The sequence below is a fragment of the Embleya sp. NPDC050154 genome (genome assembly GCF_044460165.1).
GTDB lineage: Bacteria > Actinomycetota > Actinomycetes > Streptomycetales > Streptomycetaceae > Embleya.
Genome location: NZ_JBITJP010000020.1, coordinates 121765 through 147930, shown reverse-complemented (window position 1 = coordinate 147930; position 26166 = coordinate 121765). Strand labels below are relative to the sequence as shown.

The 26166-nt window shown below is 70.8% G+C and carries 25 protein-coding genes; 14 read left to right on the top strand and 11 right to left on the bottom strand.

The genetic code is table 11. The annotated features are described in order from the left end of the window. Positions 1–24: 24 nt before the first annotated feature. Complete coding sequence (locus ACIBSV_RS34785) at positions 25–603, bottom strand: HutD family protein (protein WP_395870235.1); 579 nt, start codon at positions 601–603, stop codon at positions 25–27. A 125-nt stretch (positions 604–728) separates the two neighbouring features. Further along, positions 729–1061 (bottom strand): cupin domain-containing protein, encoded by a 333-nt coding sequence (locus ACIBSV_RS34780; protein ID WP_395870233.1) that lies wholly within the window; start codon positions 1059–1061, stop codon positions 729–731. 142 nt (positions 1062–1203) lie between these two features. On the opposite strand from ACIBSV_RS34780, the gene ACIBSV_RS34775 reads away from it, so the two are divergent. Then, positions 1204–1662, top strand: a complete 459-nt coding sequence (locus ACIBSV_RS34775; RefSeq protein ID WP_395870231.1) for an AAA family ATPase — start codon at positions 1204–1206, stop codon at positions 1660–1662. 6 nt (positions 1663–1668) lie between these two features. Further along, positions 1669–2424, top strand: a complete 756-nt coding sequence (locus tag ACIBSV_RS34770; protein ID WP_395870229.1) for a tRNA(His) guanylyltransferase Thg1 family protein — start codon at positions 1669–1671, stop codon at positions 2422–2424. Positions 2425–2514: 90 nt separating this feature from the next. Here the strand turns inward: ACIBSV_RS34770 and ACIBSV_RS34765 are convergent, their stop codons facing one another. Together ACIBSV_RS34765 and ACIBSV_RS34760 are read right to left on the bottom strand one after the other, a co-directional pair. Further along, the gene (locus ACIBSV_RS34765) at positions 2515–3735 is read right to left on the bottom strand and encodes an MFS transporter (RefSeq protein WP_395870227.1); all 1221 of its coding nucleotides are present in this window, start codon (positions 3733–3735) and stop codon (positions 2515–2517) included. Between the two features lie 185 nt (positions 3736–3920). Beyond that, the gene (locus tag ACIBSV_RS34760; protein ID WP_395870226.1) at positions 3921–4232 is read right to left on the bottom strand and encodes an ArsR/SmtB family transcription factor; all 312 of its coding nucleotides are present in this window, start codon (positions 4230–4232) and stop codon (positions 3921–3923) included. Positions 4233–4507: 275 nt separating this feature from the next. Here ACIBSV_RS34760 and ACIBSV_RS34755 point away from each other — a divergent pair, with 275 nt between their 5' ends. Next, positions 4508–4897: an SPW repeat protein gene (locus tag ACIBSV_RS34755; RefSeq protein ID WP_395870224.1), complete on the top strand. Its 390-nt coding sequence runs from the start codon at positions 4508–4510 to the stop codon at positions 4895–4897. A 198-nt stretch (positions 4898–5095) separates the two neighbouring features. Next, positions 5096–5569 carry a hypothetical protein gene (locus ACIBSV_RS34750; protein ID WP_395870222.1) on the top strand — a complete coding sequence of 158 codons (474 nt, stop codon included), beginning with the start codon at positions 5096–5098 and terminating at the stop codon, positions 5567–5569. Between the two features lie 83 nt (positions 5570–5652). Here ACIBSV_RS34750 and ACIBSV_RS34745 read toward each other — a convergent pair whose 3' ends face one another. Then, complete coding sequence (locus ACIBSV_RS34745) at positions 5653–6594, bottom strand: D-2-hydroxyacid dehydrogenase family protein (protein ID WP_395870220.1); 942 nt, start codon at positions 6592–6594, stop codon at positions 5653–5655. Between the two features lie 56 nt (positions 6595–6650). Further along, positions 6651–7499 (bottom strand): SAM-dependent methyltransferase, encoded by an 849-nt coding sequence (locus ACIBSV_RS34740; RefSeq protein WP_395870218.1) that lies wholly within the window; start codon positions 7497–7499, stop codon positions 6651–6653. Positions 7500–7882: 383 nt separating this feature from the next. Between ACIBSV_RS34740 and ACIBSV_RS34735 the strand changes: the two genes are divergently transcribed. Further along, positions 7883–10012 carry a hydantoinase/oxoprolinase family protein gene (locus tag ACIBSV_RS34735; protein ID WP_395870216.1) on the top strand — a complete coding sequence of 710 codons (2130 nt, stop codon included), beginning with the start codon at positions 7883–7885 and terminating at the stop codon, positions 10010–10012. Between the two features lies 1 nt (position 10013). Then, positions 10014–11891 (top strand): hydantoinase B/oxoprolinase family protein, encoded by a 1878-nt coding sequence (locus ACIBSV_RS34730; RefSeq protein WP_331770580.1) that lies wholly within the window; start codon positions 10014–10016, stop codon positions 11889–11891. An 82-nt stretch (positions 11892–11973) separates the two neighbouring features. Here ACIBSV_RS34730 and codA read toward each other — a convergent pair whose 3' ends face one another. After that, positions 11974–13263, bottom strand: a complete 1290-nt coding sequence (gene codA, locus ACIBSV_RS34725; RefSeq protein WP_395870215.1) for a cytosine deaminase — start codon at positions 13261–13263, stop codon at positions 11974–11976. 19 nt (positions 13264–13282) lie between these two features. Continuing rightward, on the bottom strand, positions 13283–14716 hold the full coding sequence (locus tag ACIBSV_RS34720; RefSeq protein ID WP_395870213.1) for a purine-cytosine permease family protein: 1434 nt from the start codon (positions 14714–14716) through the stop codon (positions 13283–13285). Between the two features lie 171 nt (positions 14717–14887). Between ACIBSV_RS34720 and ACIBSV_RS34715 the strand changes: the two genes are divergently transcribed. Further along, a complete protein-coding gene (locus ACIBSV_RS34715; protein ID WP_395870211.1) occupies positions 14888–16519 on the top strand; it encodes a PucR family transcriptional regulator in 1632 nt (543 codons plus the stop codon). A gap of 37 nt (positions 16520–16556) precedes the next feature. Here the strand turns inward: ACIBSV_RS34715 and ACIBSV_RS34710 are convergent, their stop codons facing one another. Both ACIBSV_RS34710 and ACIBSV_RS34705 read right to left on the bottom strand, forming a co-directional pair. Continuing rightward, on the bottom strand, positions 16557–16841 hold the full coding sequence (locus tag ACIBSV_RS34710) for a Uma2 family endonuclease (protein WP_395870209.1): 285 nt from the start codon (positions 16839–16841) through the stop codon (positions 16557–16559). Further along, the gene (locus tag ACIBSV_RS34705; protein WP_395870208.1) at positions 16805–17194 is read right to left on the bottom strand and encodes a hypothetical protein; all 390 of its coding nucleotides are present in this window, start codon (positions 17192–17194) and stop codon (positions 16805–16807) included. Before ACIBSV_RS34705 ends, ACIBSV_RS34710 begins: the two co-directional genes overlap by 37 nt. Positions 17195–17389: 195 nt before the next feature. On the opposite strand from ACIBSV_RS34705, the gene ACIBSV_RS34700 reads away from it, so the two are divergent. The 5 genes from ACIBSV_RS34700 to ACIBSV_RS34680 all read left to right on the top strand — a co-directional run bounded on the left by ACIBSV_RS34700 (position 17390) and on the right by ACIBSV_RS34680 (position 23620). Continuing rightward, a complete protein-coding gene (locus ACIBSV_RS34700) occupies positions 17390–18316 on the top strand; it encodes an SDR family oxidoreductase (RefSeq protein WP_395870207.1) in 927 nt (308 codons plus the stop codon). Positions 18317–18561: 245 nt separating this feature from the next. Then, positions 18562–19767 (top strand): CaiB/BaiF CoA transferase family protein, encoded by a 1206-nt coding sequence (locus ACIBSV_RS34695; protein WP_395870206.1) that lies wholly within the window; start codon positions 18562–18564, stop codon positions 19765–19767. Continuing rightward, positions 19764–21317, top strand: a complete 1554-nt coding sequence (locus ACIBSV_RS34690) for a carboxyl transferase domain-containing protein (RefSeq protein WP_395870204.1) — start codon at positions 19764–19766, stop codon at positions 21315–21317. The genes ACIBSV_RS34695 and ACIBSV_RS34690 overlap by 4 nt, the downstream gene beginning before the upstream one ends. A 163-nt stretch (positions 21318–21480) precedes the next feature. Further along, the gene (locus ACIBSV_RS34685) at positions 21481–22437 is read left to right on the top strand and encodes a carbamate kinase (protein WP_395870202.1); all 957 of its coding nucleotides are present in this window, start codon (positions 21481–21483) and stop codon (positions 22435–22437) included. 58 nt (positions 22438–22495) lie between these two features. Continuing rightward, complete coding sequence (locus ACIBSV_RS34680; RefSeq protein WP_395870200.1) at positions 22496–23620, top strand: ring-opening amidohydrolase; 1125 nt, start codon at positions 22496–22498, stop codon at positions 23618–23620. Between the two features lie 141 nt (positions 23621–23761). Here the strand turns inward: ACIBSV_RS34680 and ACIBSV_RS34675 are convergent, their stop codons facing one another. Next, positions 23762–24376 (bottom strand): YciI family protein, encoded by a 615-nt coding sequence (locus ACIBSV_RS34675; protein WP_395870198.1) that lies wholly within the window; start codon positions 24374–24376, stop codon positions 23762–23764. 317 nt (positions 24377–24693) lie between these two features. On the opposite strand from ACIBSV_RS34675, the gene ACIBSV_RS34670 reads away from it, so the two are divergent. Together ACIBSV_RS34670 and ACIBSV_RS34665 are read left to right on the top strand one after the other, a co-directional pair. After that, on the top strand, positions 24694–25266 hold the full coding sequence (locus ACIBSV_RS34670) for a papain-like cysteine protease family protein (protein WP_395870196.1): 573 nt from the start codon (positions 24694–24696) through the stop codon (positions 25264–25266). An 81-nt stretch (positions 25267–25347) separates the two neighbouring features. Beyond that, positions 25348–26127, top strand: a complete 780-nt coding sequence (locus ACIBSV_RS34665) for an LPXTG cell wall anchor domain-containing protein (RefSeq protein ID WP_395870194.1) — start codon at positions 25348–25350, stop codon at positions 26125–26127. The last annotated feature ends 39 nt before the right edge of the window (positions 26128–26166 follow it).

Here is a 26166-nt window from a genome sequence, read left to right as displayed (position 1 = left end):
CAACTCGGCACCACGCCACTACAGCTACAGCGGACGAAGGTCCGCCCACAGCGCGACCGCACCGGTCGCGAGCGGCGCCGTCGGCACGGCGGCGCCGCTCGCCCACCACAACCCCTGCCCGGCCCGCAACGTCGGCGCGGGCGCGTCTCCTGCCGGCGTGTCGGGCGCGTCCGGTGCGGACAGCACGTACAGCACACCGGCGTGACCGGCGGGTGCCGCCACCGGCGCGGCGATCCGGTGCACCCGCGCGGCCCATCGCCCACGCCGGGTCATGATGTTGAGCACTCGGGTACCGGCGCCGAGCACGGTGGCCCGAACGGCCGACTCGCCGGAGAACGCGAAGGGTTCGCCGGTTCGGTCCAGCCGGTGGTCGAGTCCGTCGTCCCCGACCAGCCGCACGCCGCCGCCCGCGAGGAGGGTGATCGTCCGGTCCACGCCGGGGAAGGCGGAGAACGGTCCGTCGGCGGAGATCGTCGCGATGCTCGCGCGCCAGTCGAAGTCCGCCGGGTCGGCCGCGGCCTGCGTGGCGATCTCGCGGGTGTCGCCGCCGCCGTTGCGCCACCGGCCGACCGGTAGCGACTCGACGTCGAAGAGGTTGCTCACGCGGGTGCCTGTCTTCCGGTCGGGGGCGATGCGGCACCGCCATGATGCCGGCGCGCCGTCCGCTGTCCGGCCGCGCATTCCGTGCCCGGCGGCCCGCAGCCCCGGGACGTGCGGATCCGCGGGGTTCAGTCGCGTTTGGCCACGGTGAGCAGCACCGCCGAGTCCTCCAACGCCTCGAGGCTGTGTCGCGCCTTCGGGGCGACCAGGAAATCGCCGGAGCGTCCCTCCCACGACGTTTCGCCGGCGATCAGTCGGACCCGCCCGCGAAGCACCACCATGGTCGCCTCCCCGGGATTCTCGTGTTCGGCCAGCGCGGTGCCCGTCGTCAGCACGATCAGGGTCTGCCGGAGCATGTGCTCGTGGCCGCCGTACACGGTATGGGCACTACGCCCCGTCGACGCGGCTGCGGCGAGCTTGAGCAGTTCGCGGACCTGAGCATCCAAGGAGAGCTTTTCCATGCTCACAGTGTGCACACGCCCCCTCACCAAAACCCCGAACGACCCAACCGGATCGCCGCCGGACCGTCCCACACCGCTGACCATGGCTACTGTTCGGGCCATCCGCCGGCCTCCCGTCGGTGGCGGCGGGAGTGGAGCGGGCATGCGGGTGGCGGTGCTGATCGGGCTTCAGGCCGCGGGCAAGTCGAGTTTTCATCGGGCCGTCCTGGCCGGGACGCATGTGCACGTGAGCAAGGACCACTTTCCCCGCGCGCGGAACCGGCAGCGCCGCCAACAACGGCTGATCGAGGAGGCGTTGGCGGCCGGGCGGGATGTCGCCGTGGACAACACCAACCCCGCGCCGGAGGATCGGCGGCCGATCGTCGAACTCGCGCACGCCTGGGGGGCCGAGGTGGTCGCCTATTGGTTTCCGCCCGATCCGGTCGGATCGTTGGAGCGCAATGCCGTGCGGGAGGGGAAAACCCGTGTCCCGGAGGTGGGGGTTCGTGCCACGCTGGCCCGGCTGCGAGCGCCCGGCCCGGACGAGGGGTTCGATGCCCGGTACGTCGTGCGGTTCGACGGCGCCGGCGGGTTCGTGGTCCAGACGCTGAGCGAGGGGTGATTCGGGATGGATGCCGACCGGTTCGAGGCGAGCCAACGGTCGCGTGAGTGGTTCCACTCGCTGGTGCTGCTGCCCGGCGCGTGGACCGTGATCCGGGTGGACGGCCGGTCCTTCTCCCGCTTCACCGAGCAGCACTTCGACAAGCCCTTCGACGAGCGCTTCGCCGCGCTCATGGGCGAGACCGCGCAGGCCCTGTTCACGGAGCTGGACGCCCGCTACGCGTACACCGAGAGCGACGAGATATCGATCCTGCTGGACCCGTCCTTCGACATGTTCGGCCGTGAGGTGGAGAAGCTGGTCTCGGTGACCGCCGGGATCGCGTCGGCGACGTTCACCCACCGCGCGGGGATCCCGGCCCACTTCGACAGCCGGATCTGGATGGGGACGGGTGTCTCCGATGTGGTCGACTACTTCTCCTGGCGCCAGGCCGACGCGGCCCGTTGCGCGCTCAACGGCTGGTGCTACTGGACGCTGCGCAAGGACGGCAGGTCTGCCCGGGCGGCCACCCACGATTTGGCGCGGTTGTCGAAGGCGGACAAGAACGAACTGCTCTTCGCGCACGGCGTCAACTTCGACAAGCTGCCCGCGTGGCAGCGACGCGGGGTCGGGGTCTGGTGGGAGAGCTTCGAGCGGATCGGCTACGACCCGGTCCGCGAGATCGAGGTCTCGGCCACCCGGCGGCGTGTGCGGGTGGAGCGGGAGTTGCCGATGAAGGACGAGTACCGCGCGCTGATCGCCGCGCTCGCCGATCCCACCCCCTGAGCCGGCCGAGAGCGTGTCTTCGATCCCCCGTCGTGGAGCTCGGCGGGGGATCGAAGACCCTAGCGGCCCCCGCACCGCCTTGCTCGGACGTCAGGCCGGTTCGGCCGGCGCCAGGGTGGCCGGAGTCGGCGCCTGCGTCGACTCCGGCGACCGCCGGCGCCGCTCCACTCGGTCCAGGTTCAGCCGCAGCAGCATTGTGACCAGTGCGGCGAGCGCGAAGCCGGCCCCGACCCAGGCGAGCCCGCGCGGCCCCGCCGCACCGAGCAGCCGGCCGCCGATGGTGGTGCCCACGGTGATGCCCAGGTTCGAGAAGGAGATGAACAGGCTGTTGCCGAACTCCGGGAAATCCCGGGCTTCGCGGCTCAGCCAGTACTGACTGACGATCAGGCCGCCGGAGTGCACCGCACCCCAGATCGGTACCGCCACCACCATCACCGCGGCGTACGGGCCGACCGCGTAGAGCAGCACGTAGACGGCCAGACACAGGACCGGGAACAGCAACACCGTGCGGATCGCGGCACGGCGCAGCAGCGCGCCGAACGCGAAGTTGCCGAGGATCATCACGATGCCGAAGGCCATCAGCAGCGCGCTGATCCAGGAGCCGTCCAGGCCGGTGACCTCACCCAGGAACTCGGCGAAGTAGCCGTAGACCGAGAACATCGCCGCGAAGACGAGGACCACCGACAGGATGGTCAGCCACATCCGGCCGCTGCGCAGCACATCGACCTGGGCGCCGTAGGTGTGTCGTCGCTCCACCGGCATGGCCGGGAGGTAGCGCAGGATGCCCAGGAACGCGATCAGGTTGACCGCGGCCCCGAACCAGAACGCCGCCTGGAGCGACAGGTGCTCGGCGAGGTATGAGGTCAACGGCACGCCGAGGGCGAAGCCGACGGTGACGCCGGCGAACACCCGGGTCGTGGCCCGGGTCGCGTCGCGTGAGGGCACCAGTCGGGCCGCGGTGGCCAGGGCGACCGAGAAGAACACCGGGTGGAACACGGCGGGGATGATCCGGAAGGCGAACATCACCTCGAACCGGGTGGTCAGCGCATATACGGCGTTGGACACGGCGAACACGGCGATGGCCGTCGCCAACACGGTCTTGCGGTTGATCCCCGACGCGAGCAGCGTCATGAACGGCCCGGATCCCGCGATCACCAGGGCGAAGACGCCGACGAGCAGGCCGGCGGTCGAGGGGCTGACGTCGAGTTCGGCCGCGACCTGGGGCAGGACGCCGACGATGCCCATCTCGGTGGTGATGATCCCGAACACGCCCAGGGCGAGGGTCGTGATCGTGAGGGAGGTGTTCTTCATCGTCGCCTTTCGGGGTCCGGCCGGGGCGGGCCCGCCGAACCGTCTGTGATACATATCGAGATATGTAGATGCATCGAGGCGTGGGGACGCCCCGTGTGGGCGTGGGCCGGCCCAAGCCGAACCGCGTCCGGTCCCGGTTGGTCGGAGCCCGGGCCCGGTCCGCTCGGAGCCGGAGTCCGGTCCGGTCAGAGCTCCGTGCGGACGTATTCGGCGAAGTCGGCGATCGCCTGTTCGTTGCGGCGGTAGTACGTCCACTTGCCGATGCGCTCGGAGTCGAGCAGCCCCGCGTCCTTGAGCGTTTGGAGATAGCCGGAGACCACCGACTGGGCGAGTCCGGCCCGCGCCTGGATGTCACCGACGCAGACGCCGATATGGAAGCCCAGGCCCTGCTGCCGGTAGGAGTCCTCGTCGAAGTACTTCGCCGGGTCCTTCAGCCAGCGCATGAACCGGAGCCTGGCCGGATTGGCGAGTGCCTTGTGTACGGCCAGCGGGTCCACGGGGCTGCCTTCCCGGGGTGTGCGAAGCCCCTGTGTGGTGCGAACACGGCGCGGATGCGGTGCGAATCGGATCTAGTTTTCTAGATATGTGAGGACCGTGTCAACCCGCGATCGGATCGGGCGCACAGTCGGAGAAATATGCGGTAAATATTCGGGAATATGCGGGTTAGTCACAGGTGCGACGGCTATCAACCAAGGGACCGCGATTCCTTGGAAAGAGGGTGGTGGACGTGTCCTCGTCGACAGCGCCATCGATTGAAAAGCACCCCGACCTCATGGACCTGCGAGCTCGCTCCGAGCGGGCCACTACCGGCCCGGTGGCGCAGGTGGCGGAAGCACTCGGTGTCCTGTGCGGTGTCTACCTGGCGGCCTCCCCGTGGATCGTCGGGTTCAACAACTTCACGACCCTGGCGACGGCCAACCTGATCACCGGTGTCGCGCTCGCGTTCCTGATGGGCGGCTTCGTCTCCGCCTATGAACGCACGCACGCGATGAGCTGGGCCGCGTTCTGCATCGGCGCCTGGACGATCGTCGCGCCGTGGGCCGTGACCGGCGCCGTCGACACCACCCGCACCATCACCAGCAACGTGATCGTGGGTGGCGTGGCGTGCCTGATGGCACTCATCCTCGCCCTGCGAGGTGTCGTCGGGTTGCGCCGCTTGTAACGATCCGAATCCGAGCAATTCGAACCAGCGATCCGATCAATCAGTGATCCGATCCGAGTCATCCGAAGTCTGAGTGATCCGAACCCAAGACCGGGCCGCCGGTCGGTCCCACCGGCGAACGGTTCGCCTCGGTGGATATCGCCCGGCGCACCTCGCCTCTCGGCCCCGTTCCGCGGTCCCGGGTGGGAGGTGGACGTCGTGGACGGACCGTCGCTTTCGGGACGGGAACGCCGCACCCTCGCGCGACTGGAGGAATCCCTCGCGGAGGACGAGCAGTTGGCCGAACTGCTGCGCGTCTTCGAGGACCCGATACCGCAACCGGATCGGCGCCGCCGTCGCGTCGGTATCCGCGCACCCGATTGGACGGCGATATCGAAGTGGACAGCCGTGGGCCTGTCCGGCGCCGCGCTCGGACTGTTGGTCGCCGCAGTGCTCGGGGGAGACCTGACCGTCGCGTCGGCCGCCATCTACGTCACGGTGGCGGCGCTGTCGGTGATCGGGGTTTTCGCCTATCTGCGGTGGTGGCGCCGGGACGGTGCGGGCGCCGGGCATGTGCCGCACCGGGCGCATCCCACCCACGTACACGGGTGGACCCGTGCGTACCATCCTCGGGCCACCGACGCTCCCGACCATCGAGCCATCGATCCGGACGACCCGGGACGGGAGCGGTGATCGAGGCGGCGGAGGCGGCCGAGGGGGCCGACGGGTGATCGAGCCGGTGCCGCCGGGCCGGGTGACCGAACCGCCGTGTCGGCCTATCCGAGCACCCGGATCGGCCGGCCGGAGCGGAACGCGGCGATGTCCTCGACCGCGTCGCGGTAGAAGATCTCGTACAACTCGCGGGTGACATAGCCGATGTGCGGGGTGAGTACGACGTTGTCCAGGTCGCGTAGCGGGTGATCGGCGGGCAGCGGTTCGGTGTCGTACACGTCCAGCGCCGCGGCGGCGATCGATCTCGCGCGCAGCGCGGCCACGAGCGCGGCCTCGTCCACGACGGGTCCGCGCGAGGTGTTGACCAGGATCGACGAGGGCTTCATCAGGGCCAGTTCGGCGGCGCCGACCAGGCCCTGGGTACGGCGGCTGAGCACCGTGTGCACGGAGAGCACGTCGGCGCGGGCGAACAACTGCTCTCGCCCCACCGCGGTCACGCCGTGTTCGCCGGCCCGGTCGGCGGTGAGGTTGTGGCTCCAGGCCACACACTCCATCCCGAACGCCTGCCCGATCCGAGCCACCTCCGTGCCCAGCCGGCCCAGGCCCAGCAGGCCGAGCACCTTGCCGCGCAGCCCGACACCCAGGCCCACCTGCCAGCCGCCCGCGCGCATCGAGCCCCACTCGGCCGGAAGGTTGCGGGCGGCGGCCAGGATCAGCGCCCAGGTCAGCTCGGCGGTCGGATACGCCACGTATCCGGTCCCGCACACCACCACGCCCAGCTCACGCGCGGCGGCCACGTCGATGGCCGCGTTCACCGGTCCGGTGGTCACCAGGAGCCGAAGGCCGGTCAGTCCTGCCAATACCCGTGCCGGAAACCGGGTGCGCTCGCGCATCGCGACGATCACCTCGAAGCCGGCCAGCGCCTCGACCACCTCCGCCTCGCCCGCGAACGGCTCGGTGAACACGCGGATCTCGGCACCCAACGAATCCCAGTCCGCCAGGCCCCGGGCCACGTCTTGGTAGTCGTCGAGGACGGCGATCTTCATGGTGCTCCCGAGGGGATCGAGCCGCGCGGCTGCGGCGATGGGCCCAGGGGGCGAGGCTATCGGGGCAGTCGGCCGATGCCGCCGACCGACAGGTGGCCCTCGGGGGTGAGCGGCTCGGTCACCGGCGCGTCCGGACGCCACAGCGGCAGCAGCACCACGCCGGGCTCGATCAGTTCCAGGCCCTCGAAGTACCCCTCGATCTCCTCCAGGGCGCGGAAGCGTCCGCTGCCCAGCCGGGTCAGGAAGATCTTCTCCAGGGCGCGTCCCTGGGGTGTGGAGTCGCAGAAGTGGGTGATGAAGATGTGACTGCCCGGCGGCAGCGCGTCACGGTAGGCGCGGACCACACCGGCCGGGTCCTCGTGGTCGCCGAGGTGGTGCAGGACGCCCACCAGGAGCAGGCCGACGGGCCGCTTCAGGTCCACGAGTTCGCGCAGCTCCCGGCGGGCGAGCACGTCCGCCGGGTCGCGCAGGTCGGCGGTGACCACGCGGGTGCGGTGGTTCTCCGCGAGCAGCGCGCGGCCGTGGGCGAGCACGATCGGGTCGTTGTCCACGTAGACGACCGAGGCGTCCGGGTTGACCGACTGAGCCACCTCGTGCGTGTTCTGCACGGTCGGCAGCCCGGATCCGAGGTCGACGAACTGGTCGATGCCCTCGGCGGCCATGTAGCGCACACCCCGAGCCAGGATGTGCCGGTTGGCCCAGGCGCCCTCGTTGGTCAGGTCCTGGAGCGCCTCGTCGGCGATCGCCCGGTCCACCGCGAAGTTGTTCTTGCCACCCAGGATGGCGTCGTAGACCCGGGCGACACTGGGCACCGTGACATCGATGCCGGTGGGCGCCCAATCCTCCGGCGACTCGCCCGCCGGCGGGGCCGAAAAGCCCCACTCGTCCTGCTCGCGCTCACCCACGGCTGCCCCTCGATCGCGGTGTCGTGGAGTCACCCGCTGTGACATCCGTGTGCGCCGACCCTATCCGAGCCTTCCTTGATTTCCGGCAACATCCGTTCCCTACCCATGAGTTCGATTCGCAGCGAACCGCTCTTCGGGAGGGAATCGGTGGATTGGTCCAGACCTTCCGAAGGCGGGCGGTACCCGGGCTCGCAGGGCCCGGGGCGAGGGTCGTACCCGGACCTGCCGGGCCTGCTCACGGGAATCACCAAGTGTTGCCGAGTCCCTTGGCAGATGTTGCCGATTCCGTGGCATGGCGCTGCGAAGTTGAATCGCTGTCAGCAGCCGGGCGACCCGCCCTCCGCGAACGCGATTTCCCTGCCCCTTCCGATTGGAGCGCGCTGATGACGCCTGCCGCGACGGCGGGACCCCGCCGACGGATCCGGATCGGTATCGACACCGGCGGAACCTTCACCGACGTGGTCGCCCTGGACGAGGAGTCCGGCGAGCTCGTCACCACCAAGACGCCGTCCACTCCCGCCGACCCGGCGGACGGCTTCATGAACGGCATCGACAAGGTACTGGGCCTGCTCGGTTGCACGGGAGCCGACGTCACCGCCGTCGCGCACGGCACCACGGTGGCCACCAACCAGCTCCTCGAGGACAAGATCGACCGCCTCGGGTTCATCACCACCGAGGGCTACGAGTACATTCTGGAGATCGCCCGCCAAGCGGTCCCGGACGGCTACGGCAACTCCTACTTCTGGGTCAAGCCGGACCGGATCGTGCCGGTCGACCTGGTGCACACGGTCGGCGGCCGGTTCGACCACAAGGGCAACGAGGTCCGCCCGTTCGACGAGGAGGGCGCCCGGGTCGCCGCCCGTCGGCTGCGTGACCAGGGCATCCTCACCATCGGCGTCTGTCTGCTGCACTCCTACGCGAACTCGGCGCACGAGGAGCGCATGCGCGAGATCCTGCGCGAGGAGCACCCCGACGCGATCGTGTCGATCAGCTCCGAGGTGTTGCGCGAGTACCGCGAGTACGAGCGTTCGATGACCACCCTCGTCGACGCCGCCGTCAAGCCGCGCGTGGCCCGCTACGTCGGCGGCATCCGTCGCCGCCTGGACGCGTTCACCACCGACGGCGAGGCCGCGCGCCGCGTCCCGTTCGCGATCATGAAGTCCAACGGCGGCGTGCTCTCCGCCGAGGAGGTCGTGCACCAGCCGATCACCACGGTCTTGTCCGGCCCGGCCGCCGGCGCCCTCGGCGCCGCGCTGATCGCCCAGAAGGCCGGCTTCGACAAGGTCCTCACCTGCGACGGCGGCGGCACCTCCACCGACGTCTCGGTGGTCCTGGGCGGCGAGCCGACGCTGACCACCGAGGGCTCGATCGGCCGCTTCCCGTCCAAGATCCCGATGATCGACGTGGTCACCGTCGGCGCCGGCGGCGGCTCGATCGCCTGGATCTCGCCCGAGGGCACGCTCAAGGTCGGGCCCCGTTCGGCCGGCGCCGACCCCGGCCCGCTGTGCTACGGCAAGGGCGGCACGGAGCCGACCATCACCGACGCGCACGTGCTGCTCGGCCGGATCCCCCCGCACCTGCTCGGCGGCGAGATTCCGCTGGACGTGGACGCGGCTCGCGAGGGCCTGACCAAGTTCGCCGCCGAACTGGGCATCGGCGTCGAGCAGTGCGCCACCGGCATCCTGGAGATCTCCGCCTGGAACCAGGCCAACGCGCTGCGCCAGATCACCGTCAAGCGCGGTCTGGACGTCCGCGACTTCACGATGGCCACCTTCGGCGGCTCCGGCTCGCTGCTCCTGTGCCGCCTGATCGACATCCTCGGCCTCGCCGGCGTCATCGTGCCGCGCGACCCGGGCAACGTCTCGGCGTTCGGCCTGCTCACCGTCGACGTGCGCTGCGACTACGTGCAGACCGCCGTCGGCGGGCACCCGGATCTCGACCACGCCAAGGTGGCGGGCATCTTCGCCGAACTGGCGGGCAAGGCGGGCGAGGCCCTGGACAAGGAGGGCTTCGCGGCCGAGGACCACCGCTACGTGCGCACCGCCGACCTGCGCTACTTCGGCCAGGCCTTCGAGGTGCGCGTGCCGGTGCCGGACGGCCCGTTCGACGCCGCGCTCGCGGACACCGTCGCCGAGTCGTTCCACGCCGCGCACGAACAGCTGTACGGCTACAACTTCCGCGGCGACGCGAGCCAGCCCGTGGAATGGGTGAACCTGCGGGTCACCGGCGTCGGCCCGATCCGCCGCCCGGAACTGCGCGAGTTGCCCGCCCGCGACAGGGACGTCGAGCGGGCCCGGACCGGCACCCGCCCGGTCTGCTTCGTGGACCGCGACGGCTACGTGGACACCGCCGTGTACGCCCGTGCCGAACTGGCTCCGGGCGACCTGGTCGCCGGCCCGGCGATCATCGAGGAGTTCGGCTCCACCATCCCGATCCACCCGGGCTTCGCCGCCCGCGTGGACGCCTACGGCAACGTCGTGGTCACCCGCGACACCACCTCGAAGGGGGCCTGACATGAGCGCCGGTACCGCCACCACCCCGCAGGACGCGCTGCACGGTGTGGACCCCGTGCTCCTGGAGATCGTCGAGGGCACGCTCGCCTCGGTCGAGATGGAGGTCGAGACCGCGATCGGTCGCACCTCCCGCTCGCCGATGATCCGCGACGCGCACGACTTCCGCGCCGGAATCCACGACCGCAAGTTGCGCAAGCTCACCGGCCGTTCGTACTCGGCGTTGGTACACCCGGTGGCCCGCGACTTCCCGCTGGAGACGATGCGTCCCGGAGACGTGTTCTTCCACAACGACGTCTACGAGTCGGAGGGCGGCATCGGCCACCTGCCCGACCTGTGCGTCACCGTCCCGGTCTTCGCGGACGGGCAAGTGGTCGCCTTCGTGCAGGCGTTCGGTCACCACGACGACATCGGTGGTTGTTGCCCCGGATCGATGCCCTCGGGCGCGACCAGTGTGTACGAAGAGGGCCTGATGGTCCCGCCGATCAAGCTGTGGGACCAGGGCGTGCCGAACCAGGCCGCGCTGCGCATCATGACCCGCAACTCCCGGATGCCCGACTCGCTCGCCGCCGACCTGGACGCCGAGTGCTCGGCGTGCCTGATGGGCTCGCGACGACTGGGTGAACTCTTCGAGCGCTACGGCCGGGAGACGGTCGAGGCGTGCTTCGACGCGATCCTGGACAAGACCACCGAGACCTACCGGCGCGAGATCCTCGCCAAGATCCCGGACGGCGAGTACGTGTGGGAGGACTACGCCGAACACGACGGCGTGGACGAGCCGATGCTGCACACGCAGCGGATCACCCTGACCAAGACGCCCGAGAAGATCGTCATCGACTTCACCGGCACGTCCAAGCAGGCCAAGGGCCCGATCAACCACTGTGGCGACTACGCGGACGGCAACTTCCTCAAGAAGTGGCTCGCGCCGATCCTGCGCAACCTCGCGGACACCCCCGAGCGGATGGCCGAACTCGACGTCAACGAGGGCGTGGTGCCGCTGATCGAGATGAAGTTCCCGGAGAAGGGCACGCTGCTCACGCCGATCTTCCCGGCTCCGACCAACGCCCGTACGTTCGTCATCCTGCGCCTGCTCGGCGTGCTCTCCGGCGTGCTGGCCAAGGCGGTGGACGGCAAGATGCCCGCCGACCAGGAGACGATCCGCTACACCGGCGTGTACGGGCACGACGCGGACGGCCGCTCGTACCTGATGCGTGAGGTGCTCGGCGGCGGCTCGGGTGGGCGCTACTACGCGGACGGCGAGGACACCATCCACGTGGTGCCCGACTCGCGCAACCTGCCCACCGAGTTCACCGAGTCGCGCTTCCCGTTCCTGGTCGAGCGGCTGGGTCTGGCCACCGACTCGGGCGGCCCCGGACAGTTCCGCGGCGGCCTGGGCTACGAGAAGCACATCCGGATGTTGCTCGACGCGTCCTTCATGTCCATCGCGGACCGCTCGATCCTGTCCTGCTGGGGTGTCAAGGGCGGCAAGGCCGGGCGCTCCTTCCAGGTGGTGATCGACCCGGGCGGCCCGAACGAGCGGGAGATGGACGGCCTGGTCGACGACGAACCGGTCAAGGCCGGCGAGGTGATCCGGATCCGGACCACCGGCGGTGGCGGCTGGGGCGACCCGCTGGACCGCAAGACCGAGTCGGTACTGCGTGACGTGCGCTGGGGCAAGGTCTCGCGCGGCGCGGCGACCGACGACTACGGCGTCGTGCTCACCGGCGAGGGCGACGACCTCGCGGTGGACGAGGCGGCGACCGCCGCACTGCGGGCGTCGGTGCGCGCGGCGCGGCCCGAGGTCGAGCCGTTCTTCGACCGGGGTCCCGGCTACGCGCGGTTGTCCGGCGGGGAGGCCTACCCGGCGGTGGACCTGCTGTAGCGGCACACGAACCGGCCGCGCCTCCCTCGCGATCGGGAGGCGCGGCCTTTCGTCGTGTGCCGTCGGTGGTTCGGGTGTGTCCTCAGCGGCGGGTGAAGTCGACGTCCTCGGGCGCGCGGTTCGGCCAGGTCAGCCGGGTCGGCGCGGCGGGGGTCTCGGCGACCACGCGGCCTCGGGAGATCACGTGGCTCGGACGCACCTGGCGGCGCAGGACGTCGAAGGGCGAATCGGCGGGCAGCAGCAGGAAGTCGGCCGGACGACCGACGGCCAGGCCGTACCGCTCGCCCAGGTTCAGCACCCGGGCGGCCCGCTCGGTGACCATCGCGAACGCCTCGTCCATCTCGTCCTGCCCGGAGAGTTGCGCGGCCAGGACGCCGGCGTGCGCGACCTGGATCGGGTTGGCCGTGCCGAGCGGGAACCACGGATCCATCACGTCGTCGTGGCCGAACGCGACGTTGACCCCGGCCGCCAGCATCTCCTTGACCTGGGTGAGGCCGCGTCGTTTGGGATAGTCGTCGAAGCGGCCCTGCAGGGTCAGGTTCACCATCGGGTTGCAGACCAGGTGGATGCCCGAACGGGCCACGATCCGGCGGAGCTTGCGACTGTAGGCGCCGTTGTACGAGCCCATCGCGGTGGTGTGGCTGGCGGTCACCCGGCCGGCCAGCCCGGTGCGGTGCGCCAGGGTGGCGACCACCTCGACGAAGCGGGACTGCTCGTCGTCGATCTCGTCGCAGTGCACATCCACCAACAGGCCGTGCCGCTCGGCCAGTTCGAAGAGAATCCGCAACGAGCGCACACCGTCCTCGCGGGTGTCCTCGAAGTGCGGAATCGCGCCCAGGACGTCGGCGCCGGCGTCGACGGCACGGGCCATCAGGCGCTCACCGCCGGCACAGGAGACGATGCCCTCCTGCGGGAATGCCACGATCTGCAGGTCGAGCACGTCCCGCACCCGCTCGCGCAACTCGACCAGTGCGTGCAGGGCGGTCAGTTCGGGATCGGTGACGTCGCAGTGGCTGCGCACGTGCAGTACGCCGTGCGCCACCTGCCAGCGCAACACCTGCTCGGCACGGGCCAGTACGTCCTCGCGGGTGAGCAGGGCCCGGCGCTCGGCCCACCGTTCGATGCCCTCCCACAGCGTGCCGGAGATGTTCCAGCGGGGTTGTCCGGCGGTCAGCGCGGTGTCGAGGTGGATGTGCGGCTCGACGTAGGGCGGGGTGGCCAGGGCGCCGGCCGCGTCCAGCACGGGTCCGACCGGGGGAGTGGCTCCGGTGGGGGTGATGCGGGTGACGACGCCGGCGTCGACCGCGATGTCCACGGGTTCGGTGCGGCCGGGAATCCGGCAGTCGGTCACGGTGAGGGTGTTGTCCTGCATGTCGGATCGCTCCAGGAGTTCAGCGTTCGGCGGGATTCGGTTGGCGCGCTGCTCGTTCGCGGCGGCCGAGCAGCAGGTACAGGCCGCCCGCGACCAGTGCGCCGGCCAGCCAGGACAGGTCCACATTGCCGATCGCCCGGGCTCCCGGGCCGCGCAGCGCCTGCGGCACGCCGTACTCGAAGCACCAGGTGGCGACCATTCCGCACACCAGTGCGACGATCGCCGACCAGCGCACGTCGGCGAACAGGCCGCGACGGGGCTCGGCGTACAGGGCGGGCACGTCGATGCGCTGCCGGGCGAACACGTAGAAGTGCACCAGCATCACCGCCGCCCACGGCGCGACCCACGTGACCATGCCCGCGAGCCAGGTGTCGAGGGTGTGCGCCAGGCTCGCCCGGAACACCAGGAACAGCGTGAAGACCGTGGCGAACGCGCCCACCAGACAGGACAACACGCGCCGGGAGACCTTGATGTCCAGGGTCTGGGCACACAACGAACAGCTGTACAGGTTCAGGATGTTCGTGGCGATCGGTCCGTGCAGGACGAGCAGCAGCACCGGGATGGCCAGGCCGCCGAACGAGTCGACGATCAGCCGTCCCGGGTCGGCCTTGGCGTTCACCGTGGCCAGCGAGGCGCCGAGCACGCCGAGCCAGACCACCGGGAGGAACTGGCCGAGCACGCTGGCCGCGTACAACCTGCGTCGTGAGGTGGCGCGGGGCACGAAGCGGGAGTAGTCCGACGCGTAGGCGAACCAGGTGATGCCCCAGCCGACGCCGATCGCGGTCATCACCGTGCTCATCGCCGACCAGCGGTCACCGCCGCTCAACGTGCTCGCGTGGCCCCAGTCGATGTCCAGCCGGGTCCAGGCCACCACGGTCATCGCGGCCAGCACCACCAGGGTCGCGGGCACAGTCCAGCGCTCGAAGTCGGCGATCGCGCCGAAGCCGGACGCGGCGATCGCGATCTGGGTGGCCATCACCACCAGCACGACCACGACCTTGGTGCCGTTGCCGCCGACGTAGCCGACGCTGTCCAGCAAAGCCATCACCAGGTCCAGCACGATCCAGGTGTTGATCGCGCACCAGCCGGCCGAGATCACCCCCTGGACGGCGGCGGGCAGATACGCGCCGCGCCGGCCGAAGGCGGCCCGGGCCAGCACCATCTGGGTCACCCCGGTGCGCTGGCCCATCAGCACGAACAGGCCGAAGACGCCCATGCCCACCAGATTGCCCACGACCAGGACCAGGACGGTGTCGAGCAGACCGAGGCCGAGCACGATACCCAGCGCGCCGAGCACCCAGTTGATCGGTGCGATGTTGGCGCCCGCCCAGATCCAGAACTGGTGCGCGGGGGTCGAGTCGCGGGCCTCGTCGGGCACGGGTTCCAGGGATTGGGTGTGGTCGACGGCTGGTGTGGGTCGGGCCGGTTGCGCGGGTTCTTCGAGGATTGCCACGGAGACCTCCGGTGGGGCGGAGCGGAGCACGGCGGTGGGCTGGAGTGGGGCGGTGTCGAGGATGGGACGGGTCGGTGATGTGGGGTGATCACCGAAGGTTCCTCGGCCCGGGAGGTCGTGACAACGGACACGGTGACCGGGATACTGGCGCATCTTCCGGACGGAGTGTCCATGACCTTGGGACTACGAGAGGTCCTCGACCACCCGGTGATGCGCCGAGCCGACCCGGTCGTGCCGGACCCGGGGGCGGATCTGGAGCGGCCGGTGCGCTGGGTGCACTCCAGCGAGATCTACGAGATCGCGCCGCTGCTGCGAGGCGACGAGCTGCTGCTCACCACCGGTCTGGGCCTGGCCGGGCGGGACGCCGGCGAGCGCCGGCGCTATGTCGTCGACCTCGCGCAGGCGGGGGTCGCGGGGGTGGCGCTGGAGGTCGGACGTACGTTCGGTGAGGTGCCGGCGGACGTGTTGCGGGTGGCCGCCGAGGTGGGACTGCCGCTGGTCGTGCTCCGCGGGATCGTGCCGTTCGTGGAGATCGCCGAGGCGGTCAACGCGGCCATCCTGGACTCGGCGGTGACCCGGCTGCGGCACGTCAACGAGATCGTCCGGGTGTTGTCCGGCGTGCTCGCGCGCGGCGCGGGCGTGGACGAACTGACCCGCACCCTGGCCCGGCTCACCGACCGACCGGTGGTGCTCGCGGGCATCGACGGCACGATCACCGCGTGGGCGGGCACCGACACCCCGGGTCACGTGGCGGCGAGGCCGGCGGCGAGCGCCGGCGTCGAACTGCGCGGGTCGTTGTGGGGGCGGTTGTTGCTGGGGCCGACCGGATCCGGCGCGGCGGCGTGGACGGGTGTCGCTCCCCAGGCCGGCGGTGCCGCGGGGGTGACCGGCGACGATGCCGAGGACCGCGCGTCCGTCCGGTCGTGGTCGGGCGCGGCCATCGGGCTCGCGGACGAGGTGGCCGAGCACGCGGCGCGGGTGTTCGCGCCGGCGCTGTTGCGGCTGGCCGATCGGGACGGGTGGGTCGGGCGCGAGCGGCGCGAACTCGTGGAGGGACTGCTGCGGGACGCGTTGCCGCCGCGCGAGGTGGCGGCGCGACTGACGGTGTGCGGCCTGGTCCCGGCCGGTACGGCGGCCTGGGCGAGCGTCGCGCTGAAACTGCCGGATCCGGTGCGTGCGGTGACGGTGCTGTACGAGGGGCTGCGCGCGTGCGGCGGCCGGGGGCTGGTCAGCGACGGGCCGGACGGTGCGTACGCGCTGATCGCGCTGGACCGGGACACGCACGTGGCCGAACTCGCCGCCCGCCTGGGTCTGCCCGCGGCCACGGGGGACGAGCCGACCGCCGCGCTGGGGCCGCTGGTGCGCGATGTCGCCCGGGTCGGGCACAGCCTGCGGGCCGCGCGGGACACCCTGCGGCTGGCCCGGCGGGTCCGGTCGGTGCGCCCCGAGCCCGTCGCCGACACCGTGCTCGCCGACGCCTGGGCGCTGGAGCGGGTGCTGGACCGGCTCACCCCCGAGGACCTCGCCGACCTGGTCGAGGACCAACTCGGCCCCCTCCTGGCCTCGGACTCCGCACGCGGCACGGGCCTGGTGGACACCCTCGAGGCGTACCTGCGCTGCGGCTGCTCCAAGACCGAAACCGCCGGCGTCCTGTTCCTGCGCCGCCAGTCGGTACACCAACGCCTGGCCCTGATCGAATCCCTCCTCCGGGTCAGCCCCGACGCCCCCGACCGCCAGGGCCCCCTGCGCGCGGCTCTCACCGCCCGAGCCCTCCTGACCACCCGAGGCCCGCACCCGACCTGACCGACCCGGCGTGTCGCGGTGCTCGCCGGCCGGCTGCCTACAGGAGGTCTTTCATGAATTCGGTGGGCCAGGCCGCGGAAAAGGGTTTCGGAAGCCAGACCGGTTCGCCGACCCGGAAGACGGCGGGTTCGGGGTAGACGCCGTTGGTCGCGTCCCGGAAGAGCAGCACCTCGGCTTTGCGACGGTCGACGACCAGGTACAGCGGGATCCCGCCGGCGGCGTACTGGCGTGGTTTGGCGGCCGGGTCGTCACGGTCGAGATCTTCGCGCCGGGTGGAGTTCGTCGTCACCTCGGCCAGCAGGAGGATCCCGGTGGTGGACATGGCCCTGCGGCTCTGACCAGGACGCGACGGGAGGGATCGAACACGACCAGGTCCGGGGTGCGCTCTGACGCACCGACTTCCACCGAGGTGTTCTCGCGCAACGCCCAGGCGGTGGTGCCGTGTCTGGGCAGGCCGGTGAGAAAGGTGCGCAGGTCGTCCAGAATGTCACCGTGCGGCGCGTCGGGAGCGGTCATCATCACGATGCCGTGCGGCGTCGACTCGAAGGTCACCGGTTCGGACAACGCGGCAAGCTCCGGCACCTCGCGTACGTGGTCGAGAATGCGGCCGGCGACGAAGGCGATGTAGTCGGGGTCGTGGACGTCGGGAGCATGTCCGGATTCGCCGGGATCCATGTGCGCAGTCTAGTGATCCGGTCCGGGATTCCCTGGCTGTAAGGGTTCACTTGGCGATCGACGGCGTGAGGGGCGCGGGCGTTGTGCTCGACTCGCTGGGGGACTCTGCCTTCGGCAGGATGTGCCCGATTTCGGGGGTGGGTGTTGGCGAGGGCGGACGGTGATGGGGGTGGGTCGGCTGCCTAGCGTGAGTGCATGATCGTGATCACTGGTGCGGCGGGGAAGACCGGGCGGGCGCTGACCTGGGCGTTGGCGGAGCGTGGGGCTCGGGTGCGGGCGTTCGTGCGGCGGCCGGAGCAGGTCGCGGTGGCGGTCGCGGCCGGGGCGAGCGAGATCGTGGTGGGCGATGTGGGCGAGCCGGCGGATCTGGACGAGGCGTTGCGTGGGTGTTCGGCGATCTACCACATCGCGCCGAACGTACATCCGGACGAACCCGCCATCGGCCGGGCGGTGATCGCGGCGGCGCAGCGGGCCGGCGTGGAGCGATTCGTCTTCCATTCCGTGCTGCGCCCGCAACTGCGCGCGATGCCGCATCACGAGGCGAAGGCGCGGGTCGAGGAGGCGCTGTTCGAGTCGGGCCTGGCGGTGACCGTGCTGCAGCCGGGGCCGTACCAGCAGAACACGCTCGACGCGCGCGAGGCGATCGTGCGGATCGGCGACTTCGCCGTGCCGTATCGGGTGGACGCGCCGTTCGCCGCCGTCGACCTGCGCGATGTCGCGCAGGCGGCGGCCGTGGTGTTGTGCGAGGACGGCCACGAGGACGCGGTGTACGAACTGGCCGGCCCGGAGGCGTTGACCCCTCGGTTGATCGCCGGGCACCTGGCCGAGGTGCTGGGTCGCCCGGTGACCGCGCGCCGGATCGACCCGCGGGACTGGTACGAGGAGGCCCGTGCCGGCGGATTGTCCGGCTACCCGCTCGAGACCCTCACCGCGATGTTCGCGTTCTACGACCGGCACGGCCTGACCGGCAACCCGCGCACCCTCGCCGCGCTGCTCGATCGTGCGCCGACCCGCTTCGCGGACTTCGCCCGCCGGGTGTTCGGGCCCGACGACGCGCACTACGCGCCGGGCTTCCAACGCCAAGTATTGCCAAGTGAGCGCGATTCGTTGGGCAGTAACTGACGGCGAGCAACGCCCGCGAGCGGCCTAGCTTGGACGCATTCGGAGTCGGAGCGCAGATCGCACCGCGCCCCACGCTCGGCCATACGTACCGCACACCCGCCTCGCGCACACGCACCGCACACACCGCATACACGCACCGACATACGCACTGCCACCACGCGTCACGCACCACACCCGTACACCGCACGGATGCCCGGATGGACGGACGCGCAACGCCGCATACCTGCAGAAAGGGGTGTTTCGACGTGAGCGGACCGCTCTGCGACCTCGTCGTGCTCGACCTCTCCCGCGCCCTCGCCGGCCCGCACGCCGCGATGATGCTCGGCGACATGGGGGCCCGTGTCATCAAGGTGGAGAACCCGGACGGTGGGGACGACACCCGCGGCTGGGGTCCGCCGTTCGTGGGGGCCGAGGACGCACGGGAGTCGACGTACTTCCTGTCCTGCAATCGCAACAAGGAGTCGATCGTCCTCGACCTGAAGACCGAGGAGGGCCGGCGGACGCTGGCCCGATTGATCCGGCACAGCGACGTGCTCGTGGAGAACTTCCGCACCGGCGTGCTCGATCGACTCGGCTTCCCGATGGAGGAGCTGACCCGGCTCAACCCGCGCCTGGTGGTGCTGTCCATCACCGGTTTCGGCCACGACGGCCCGCAGGGCGGCCGGCCCGGCTACGACCAGATAGCCCAGGGCGAGGCCGGTCTGATGAGCCTGACCGGCCCCGGCCCCGACGACCCCACCCGGATCGGCGTGCCGATCGGTGACCTGCTGGCCGGGATGTACGGCGCCTACGGCGTGGTCGCCGCGCTGCACGAGCGCGAGCGCACCGGCCTGGGCCGGGTCGTGCGCACCTCGCTGCTCGCCGCGATCGTCGGTGTACACGCCTTCCAGGGCACCAACTACACCGTGGCCGGCCAGGTCGGGCACGCGCAGGGCAACCTGCACCCCTCGCTCCAGCCGTACGGCTCCTACCGCTGCGCGGACGCGATCATCCAGGTCGCGGTGGGCAGCGAGAAGTTGTGGGCCAAGTTCGCGCCGATGGTCGGCCTGGCCGTGGACGACCCGCGCTTCGCGGTCAACGCCGACCGGGTGGTCAATCGGGCCGAACTCGCGGACGCGATCAACGCCGCGTTCGGCGAGCGCGCCGTGGACGAGCTGCTTCCGGAACTGGCCGCCGCCGGCATACCGGCCGGCGAGGTGCGCACGATCGACCGGGTCTACGAGTGGGACCAGACCAAGTCGCAGGGTCTGCTGCTCGACGTCATGCACAGCACCCTCGGTCCGATCACGCTGCCCGGCCCGCCGATTCGGCTGGACGGAGCGGGCGACACGGCGGACGGCGGTCGGCGCCGGCACGAGGCGCCGCCGACGCTGGGCCAGCACACGGACAGCGTGCAGGCGTGGCTCGACGCCGAGGACGCCCGCGCCCTGCACGCCGCGCGGCGCGCATGAGCACCGCGCCCGTGCCGGCGACCGCGTCCACGCCCGCACCGGTACCCGCACCGACCCGCCGCACCCGCGTCGGCGCGCACGCGCTGATCGGCCTGGTCCTGGACCCCGACACCTGGACGAGCTGGGACACCGCACCGCATCGCCCGGAGCGCCTGGACGCGGGCTACGTCGACGAACTGCGCGCCGCCGAAGCCAAGAGCGGCGTGGACGAGTCGGTGGTCACCGGTGAGGGACGCATCCAGGGCCGCCGAGTGGCGGTCGTGGCCTGCGAATTCGACTTCCTGGCCGGCTCGATCGGGGTGGCCGCGTCCTCGCGCCTGGTCGCCGCGGTCGAACGCGCCACGGCCGAGCGGCTGCCGCTCGTCGCGTCGCCGACCTCCGGCGGCACCCGGATGCAGGAGGGCACCGTCGCCTTCCTCCAGATGGTCCGGATCAGTGCCGCGGTCGCCGCGCACAAGAGCGCCGGTCTGCCGTATCTGGTCTACCTGCGCGGGCCCACCACCGGTGGTGTGCTCGCCTCGTGGGGCTCGCTGGGCCACGTCACCGCCGCCGAACCCGGCGCGTTGATCGGTTTCCTCGGCCCGCGCGTGTACGAGGCTCTGCACGGGCAACCCTTCCCCGAGGGTGTCCAGGTCGCGGAGAACCTGTACGCGCACGGTCTGGTGGACGCCGTCGTCGAGCCCGATCGGCTCGGCGAAGTGGCCGCACGCGTCCTCGACATCGTCACCGCGCCGCGCGAACACCTGCCCGACGTCGCACCGTTGCCGGTCGAGGATCTGGCCGACGTTCCGGCGTGGACCTCGGTCGAACTCTCCCGTCGCGCCGAACGCCCGGGTGCCCGCGCCTTGTTGCGCCACGCGGCGAGCGCGGTGGTGCCGCTGCACGGCACCGGTCAAGGTGAGAGCGACCCGGGTCTGTTGCTCGCGCTGGCCCGATTCGGCGGCGCGCCGTGCGTGGTCCTGGCCCAGGACCGGGCCCGGCAATCCAGTCACGGCCCGTTCGGCCCGGCCGGTCTGCGGGTGGCCCGACGCGGCATGCGGCTGGCCGCCGAGCTCGACCTGCCGCTGGTCAGCGTGGTGGACACCGGCGGCGCGGCACTCAGCCGCGAGGCCGAGGAGGGTGGGCTGGCCGGCGAGATAGCCCGGTGCCTGGCCGAACTGGTCACCCTGCCCACGCCGACGCTGTGCCTGCTGCTCGGGCAGGGCGCGGGCGGCGGCGCGATGGCCCTGCTGCCCGCCGACCGGGTGTTGTGCGCCCAGCACGGCTGGTTGTCCCCGCTGCCGCCCGAGGGCGCGTCGGCGCTGCGCTATCGCACCCCCACCCGGGGTGCGGAGATCGCCGCCGCGCAGGGCATCCGGTCGCTGGACCTGCTGCGTGACGGGGTGGTGGACCGGATCGTGGCCGAGCGGCCGGACGCGGCCGACGAGCCGGTCGCGTTCCTGGCCCGACTGGCCCAGGTGTTGGAGTACGAATTGGTCGGACTGTTGCGCCGACCGACGGCCGAGCGGCGTGCGGCACGGCTGGAACGGTACGCGCGGCTGGGCTGCTGAGGCCCGCGGGCGGTACGTACCGCTCGGCAAGTTCTGCCAGATCGATTGGGTTTTGTGGTCAACAAGCTCCCAAGCCATCGACCTGGTCACCCGCTTAGAGTCCCAAGTCCCGGACGGGACGGCCGGGACTCCCGCGTACGACAGGAACAGGAGAGTTCGACACATGCCAACTCCCCGCACCGGGAGAGTACTCATCGCCCTCGGCGGAAACGCCATGACGGGACCCGATGGGAGTGCCACTCCCGACGCCCAGCGGGCCGCCGTCGCGGTGGCGATGGAAGCGGTGGCCGACCTGATCGCCTCCGGCGTCGAGGTGGTGCTCACCCACGGCAACGGACCACAGGTGGGCAACCTGCTGGTCAAGAACGAACTCACCGCGCACGTCGTGCCCCCGGTGTCCCTGGACTGGTGCGGCGCGCAGACGCAGGGCACCCTCGGCTTCACCATCGTCTCCGCGTTGGAGGCCGCGCTGCGCCGCCGCGGGCAGGCGGCGCCGGTGGCCGCCGTGGTCACCCGCACGCTCGTGGACGCCGCCGACCCGGCGTTCGAGCACCCCACCAAGCCGGTCGGCCGGCATCTGCCGCAGGCCGAGGCGGAACGCTTCGTCGCGCTCGGCCAGCACTGGGAGGACCGGGGCGCGAAGGGCTGGCGACGGGTCGTACCCTCGCCCGATCCGCTGGAGGTGGTCGACGCGCCGGCCATCTCGACCCTGGTCGCGGCGGGCTTCGTCACGGTCGCGGCCGGTGGCGGCGGCATCCCGGTGGTGCGCGACGCGGACGGCGCCGAGCGCGGCGTGGAGGCGGTCCTGGACAAGGACCTCACCGCGGCCCTGCTCGCGGCGTCGGTGGACGCGGACGTGCTGGTGATCGCCACGGACGTGCCCAACGCGATGCTCGACTACGGCACCGCGAACGAGCGGGTGATCGGCCGGGTCACCCCCGAGGAACTGCGCGCGCACGCCGCGGCCGGCCAGTTCGCCGGTGGCAGCATGGGGCCCAAGGTCGAGGCGGCGGTGCGCTTCGTCGAGAAGGGCGGCCGGCGCTCGGTGATCACGTCGTTGGATCGCATCACCGCCGCGGTGGCGGGCGAGTCCGGGACGGTCGTGGAGCCGGGCGCCTGACGGGGCGTCGGCGGTTTCCGACGTGGTCGACGAAGTACAAAGAACTCAACGAACTCCAATGAACGAGGTGGAACGAGTGCCCAGGCCGATCGAGGTTCACAAGGTCGCCATCGAGAGCGTCACCGACGCGTCCGGATTGGCCAAGCTCATCGACGACGGCGTGTTCGCCGCGGATGATGTGCTCGCCGTCATCGGGAAGACCGAGGGCAACGGCGGGGTCAACGACTACACCCGCATTCTGGCCGACCGCGCCTTCCGCGAGGTGCTGGTCGCCAAGGGCAAGCGCTCGGCCGAGGAGGCGCAGCAGGTCCCGCTGGTGTGGTCCGGTGGCACCGACGGCGTGATCTCCCCCCACGCGACGGTCTTCGCGTACGCGCCGGAGAACCGCTACCAGCCCACCGACGAGCCGCGCGTGTCGGTCGGCGTCGCGATGAGCGAGCAGATCCTGCCCGAGGACATCGGCCGTGTGCCGATGGTGGAGAAGGTCGCCGCGGGCGTACGCAAGGCGATGGCCGTCGCGGGCATCACCGACCCGGCCGACGTGCACTACGTGCAGACCAAGACGCCGCTGCTGGTGCTGGACACCATCAACGACGCCAAGGCGCGCGGGTTCGACGTGTGGACCGAGGACACCCTCAAGTCCATGGACGTCTCCAACTCCACCACCGCGCTGGGCATCGCCGTGGCGCTCGGCGAGATCGAGCTGCCGACCGCCGAGCAGATCCACCGCGACCTGTCGCTGTACTCGTCGGTGGCGTCCTGCTCCTCCGGCGTCGAGCTGGACTGCGCGCAGATCGTGGTGGTCGGCAACGTGCGCGGCGTCGGCGGTCCGTTCCGGGTCGGCCACGACGTGATGAAGGACGCGCTGGACGCGGACGGCATCTGGTCCGCGATCCGCTCGGCCGGCATCGACCTGCCGGAGCGCCCGCACACCTCGGACCTCGGCGACCGGCTGGTCAACGTGTTCCTCAAGTGCGAGGCGGACCCGAGCGGCAGCGTGCGCGGGCGGCGCAACATCATGCTCGACGACTCGGACGTGCACTGGCACCGGCAGATCAAGGCCACCGTCGGCGGCGTGACCGCGTCCGTCACCGGCGACCCGGCCGTGTTCGTCTCGGTCGCCGCCGTTCACCAGGGCCCCTCCGGCGGCGGGCCGGTCGCGGCCATCGTGCGGATGGACTGACCCACCCCGCAACCCCTCCACCGGCCACCGCCCCCTCGTCCCGGGGCGGTGGCCGGCGGCATGTGGCGAGCGTCGGCGCCGACCTCGGCCTCGGCACCGGACCGCTCGACCGGAGCGACGGACCCCGGACTCGGACGGGGCCTAGTCCTCCGAGCGGCCGCCGAAGCACCAGTCGTGGACTTCGATGCCCCGGTACAGGCCGGCCCGCGCGTACGGTCCCTGGGCCAACAGGTCCTCCGCGGCGGCGCGGTCCGGTAGTTCGGCCAGGATCGCGGTGCCCAGCCAGTCCTGGGCGTCGTCGTCGGAGAGCAACGGCCCACAGACGATCAGGTTTTCCCGGTAGTCGCCGTGGAGTAGCCGGCGGAGTTGCTCCGCCCGCAGTCGGTCACGGGTCGCGGTCATGCCCGCCTTGGCGTGGCCGAGGATCAGGAATCGCGGGTGGCGCTCCGAACTCCCTTCGAAATCCCACATTTTCCGGCCGAGCGTGTTGTGCCAACGCCGGATCAGCACCTCTGCCTCGTACACGCCCGCCCGGTGGTTCGGCTCCGCGAACGCGAACACACGCGCGGCCTCGGCGTCCGGCAGGTCGACGATGTGGACGCTGCCGGTCACCGTCTCCCCGTCGGGGGCGAACGTCGGCCCGCGGGCGATCATCCCCTCGGCGTACTCGTCCATGAACGACCAATGGGCTTCCTGAAGTTCGTCACGCAGGGCCCTGGTTCCCGGCTTGTCGCGACAATAGAAGAGGTACTCCATGTCGATCCCCCATGAGTCACGCCGTCGTCGGCACGCACAGTACGGGAGCCCGCCCGCCCTGTCGATCAACCCGTGCCGCCCTCGACCCGGTGCACGGCATCGACCCCACGGCTGCCTCGGGACGCTTATCCCGTCACGGCGAGTCATTGCCGCGCAGGGAATCATGGGGATATTTCTACGCTTATACGCCGACTCCTTCCTTCAGGGTGGTTCCCGAATGCTTTCCGAGTGGCTCCCGGGCGAGGTGATCATTTTGCGCTGTCATGCAGCTGCAAGATCGCTCAAAACTCGTCGTATCCACACGGGAAAGCAGGAGTATGAGCAGATTCGGGTTTGCGAAAACCGCATCGGCCATCGCGTTGACGACTTCGGGGTTGCTTCTGGCCGCGAGCGGCACGGCCCGGGCGGAAGCCAACTACGACCAGATCACCATGCTGAAGCAGGAGAAGAGCCAGTGGTGCTGGGTCGCCTCCGGGCTCACCATCGCCAAGTACCAGGGCTACGGCACCACCCAAACGGACTTCTGCACTCGGGCCGCCGGGCGTAACAGCAATCTGAGCTGCGACAACCAGCCCGCGACGCTCCAGGACATGGCGAACGGCTGGGCGAGCCTGGGCATGAAGCAGACCGGCATCGGCCTCTCCAGCGCCGCCTCGTTCAACCAGGTGAGCACCGACGTCAAGGCGGCCCGGCCGATCGGCGCCCGCATCGGGTGGGCGTCCGGCGGTGGCCACATGAACGTCGTCTACGGCTACGACACGTCGAACAACACCATCGCCGTCGGCGACCCGTGGCCGAACACCACCACCTACACGTGGTGGAACTACAACGACTACGTGAGCAACAACTCGTTCAAGTGGACCCACTCCCGGATCAACATCTCCCAGTAGAAGGCGGGCGACATGCAAAACCGAGGCACGTCCACCACTCGGGAGAGAAATCGTTTCTCCCGCCTGTCCACCGTTGTGGCGGTGAGCGCATCCGCACTGCTCACCGCCATCGGCCCGGCCGGCGCGGTCGACATCCCCGATCAGCAGGCCGCGCTCGATCTGGTGAAGTCGGCCGGCGTGCACGACGCCGTCTGTCGCTTCCTCGGCGTGCCGCTGCCCGAGGGCGGCCCCGGGGCGGCGCCGGTGACGATTCCGGACAAGGCCGATCCCTGCGAGGGCCTGCCGGCGTTCACGGTGAAGGACCCTCTGGTGGTGAACCAGATCACGCCGGGCTTCGTCGCGGGAACGGCCCTGCCGATCGCCACCCAGGCGATCGCGCTGAGCCATCTCGTGTCCTCGCTGGATGTCACCGTCAACGGCCGCAATGCCACCGTCATGCTCGCCCCGACCCAGGGCGGCGGCTGGCACCTGGCGGCCGTCCGCGACGGCGACAGCGACACCACGTACGCCGGTAAGGCCGGCGTCGGAGCCCTGGTGTTCACCGAGCCCCAGCTGCAGGCGTGGTACCGGCTCAAGGTCACCACCGTCGAGCCACTCAACGACCAGGCCAAGGAGGGTCTGGGCGGGCAGTCCTCACTCTCGCTCGGCGACTACCAGAAGCTGGTCAAGGCCCGCTACGCCGACAAGTTGCCCGGCTCGGACTACGACACCAACGGCGTGTCCAGCGGTTACACCACCGCCGACACGGCGGACGACTCGTCGTCGGCGACGCCACTGATCGTCGGCGGTTCGAGCGCGGCACTCGTACTCGCGGGCGGTGCCGTCGTCCTCCGCCGCCGGCGGCGCGAGAACACCGGCTGAACGCGGTCCCTTCGCCCCGGCGCCCCGGCACAGGCGGGG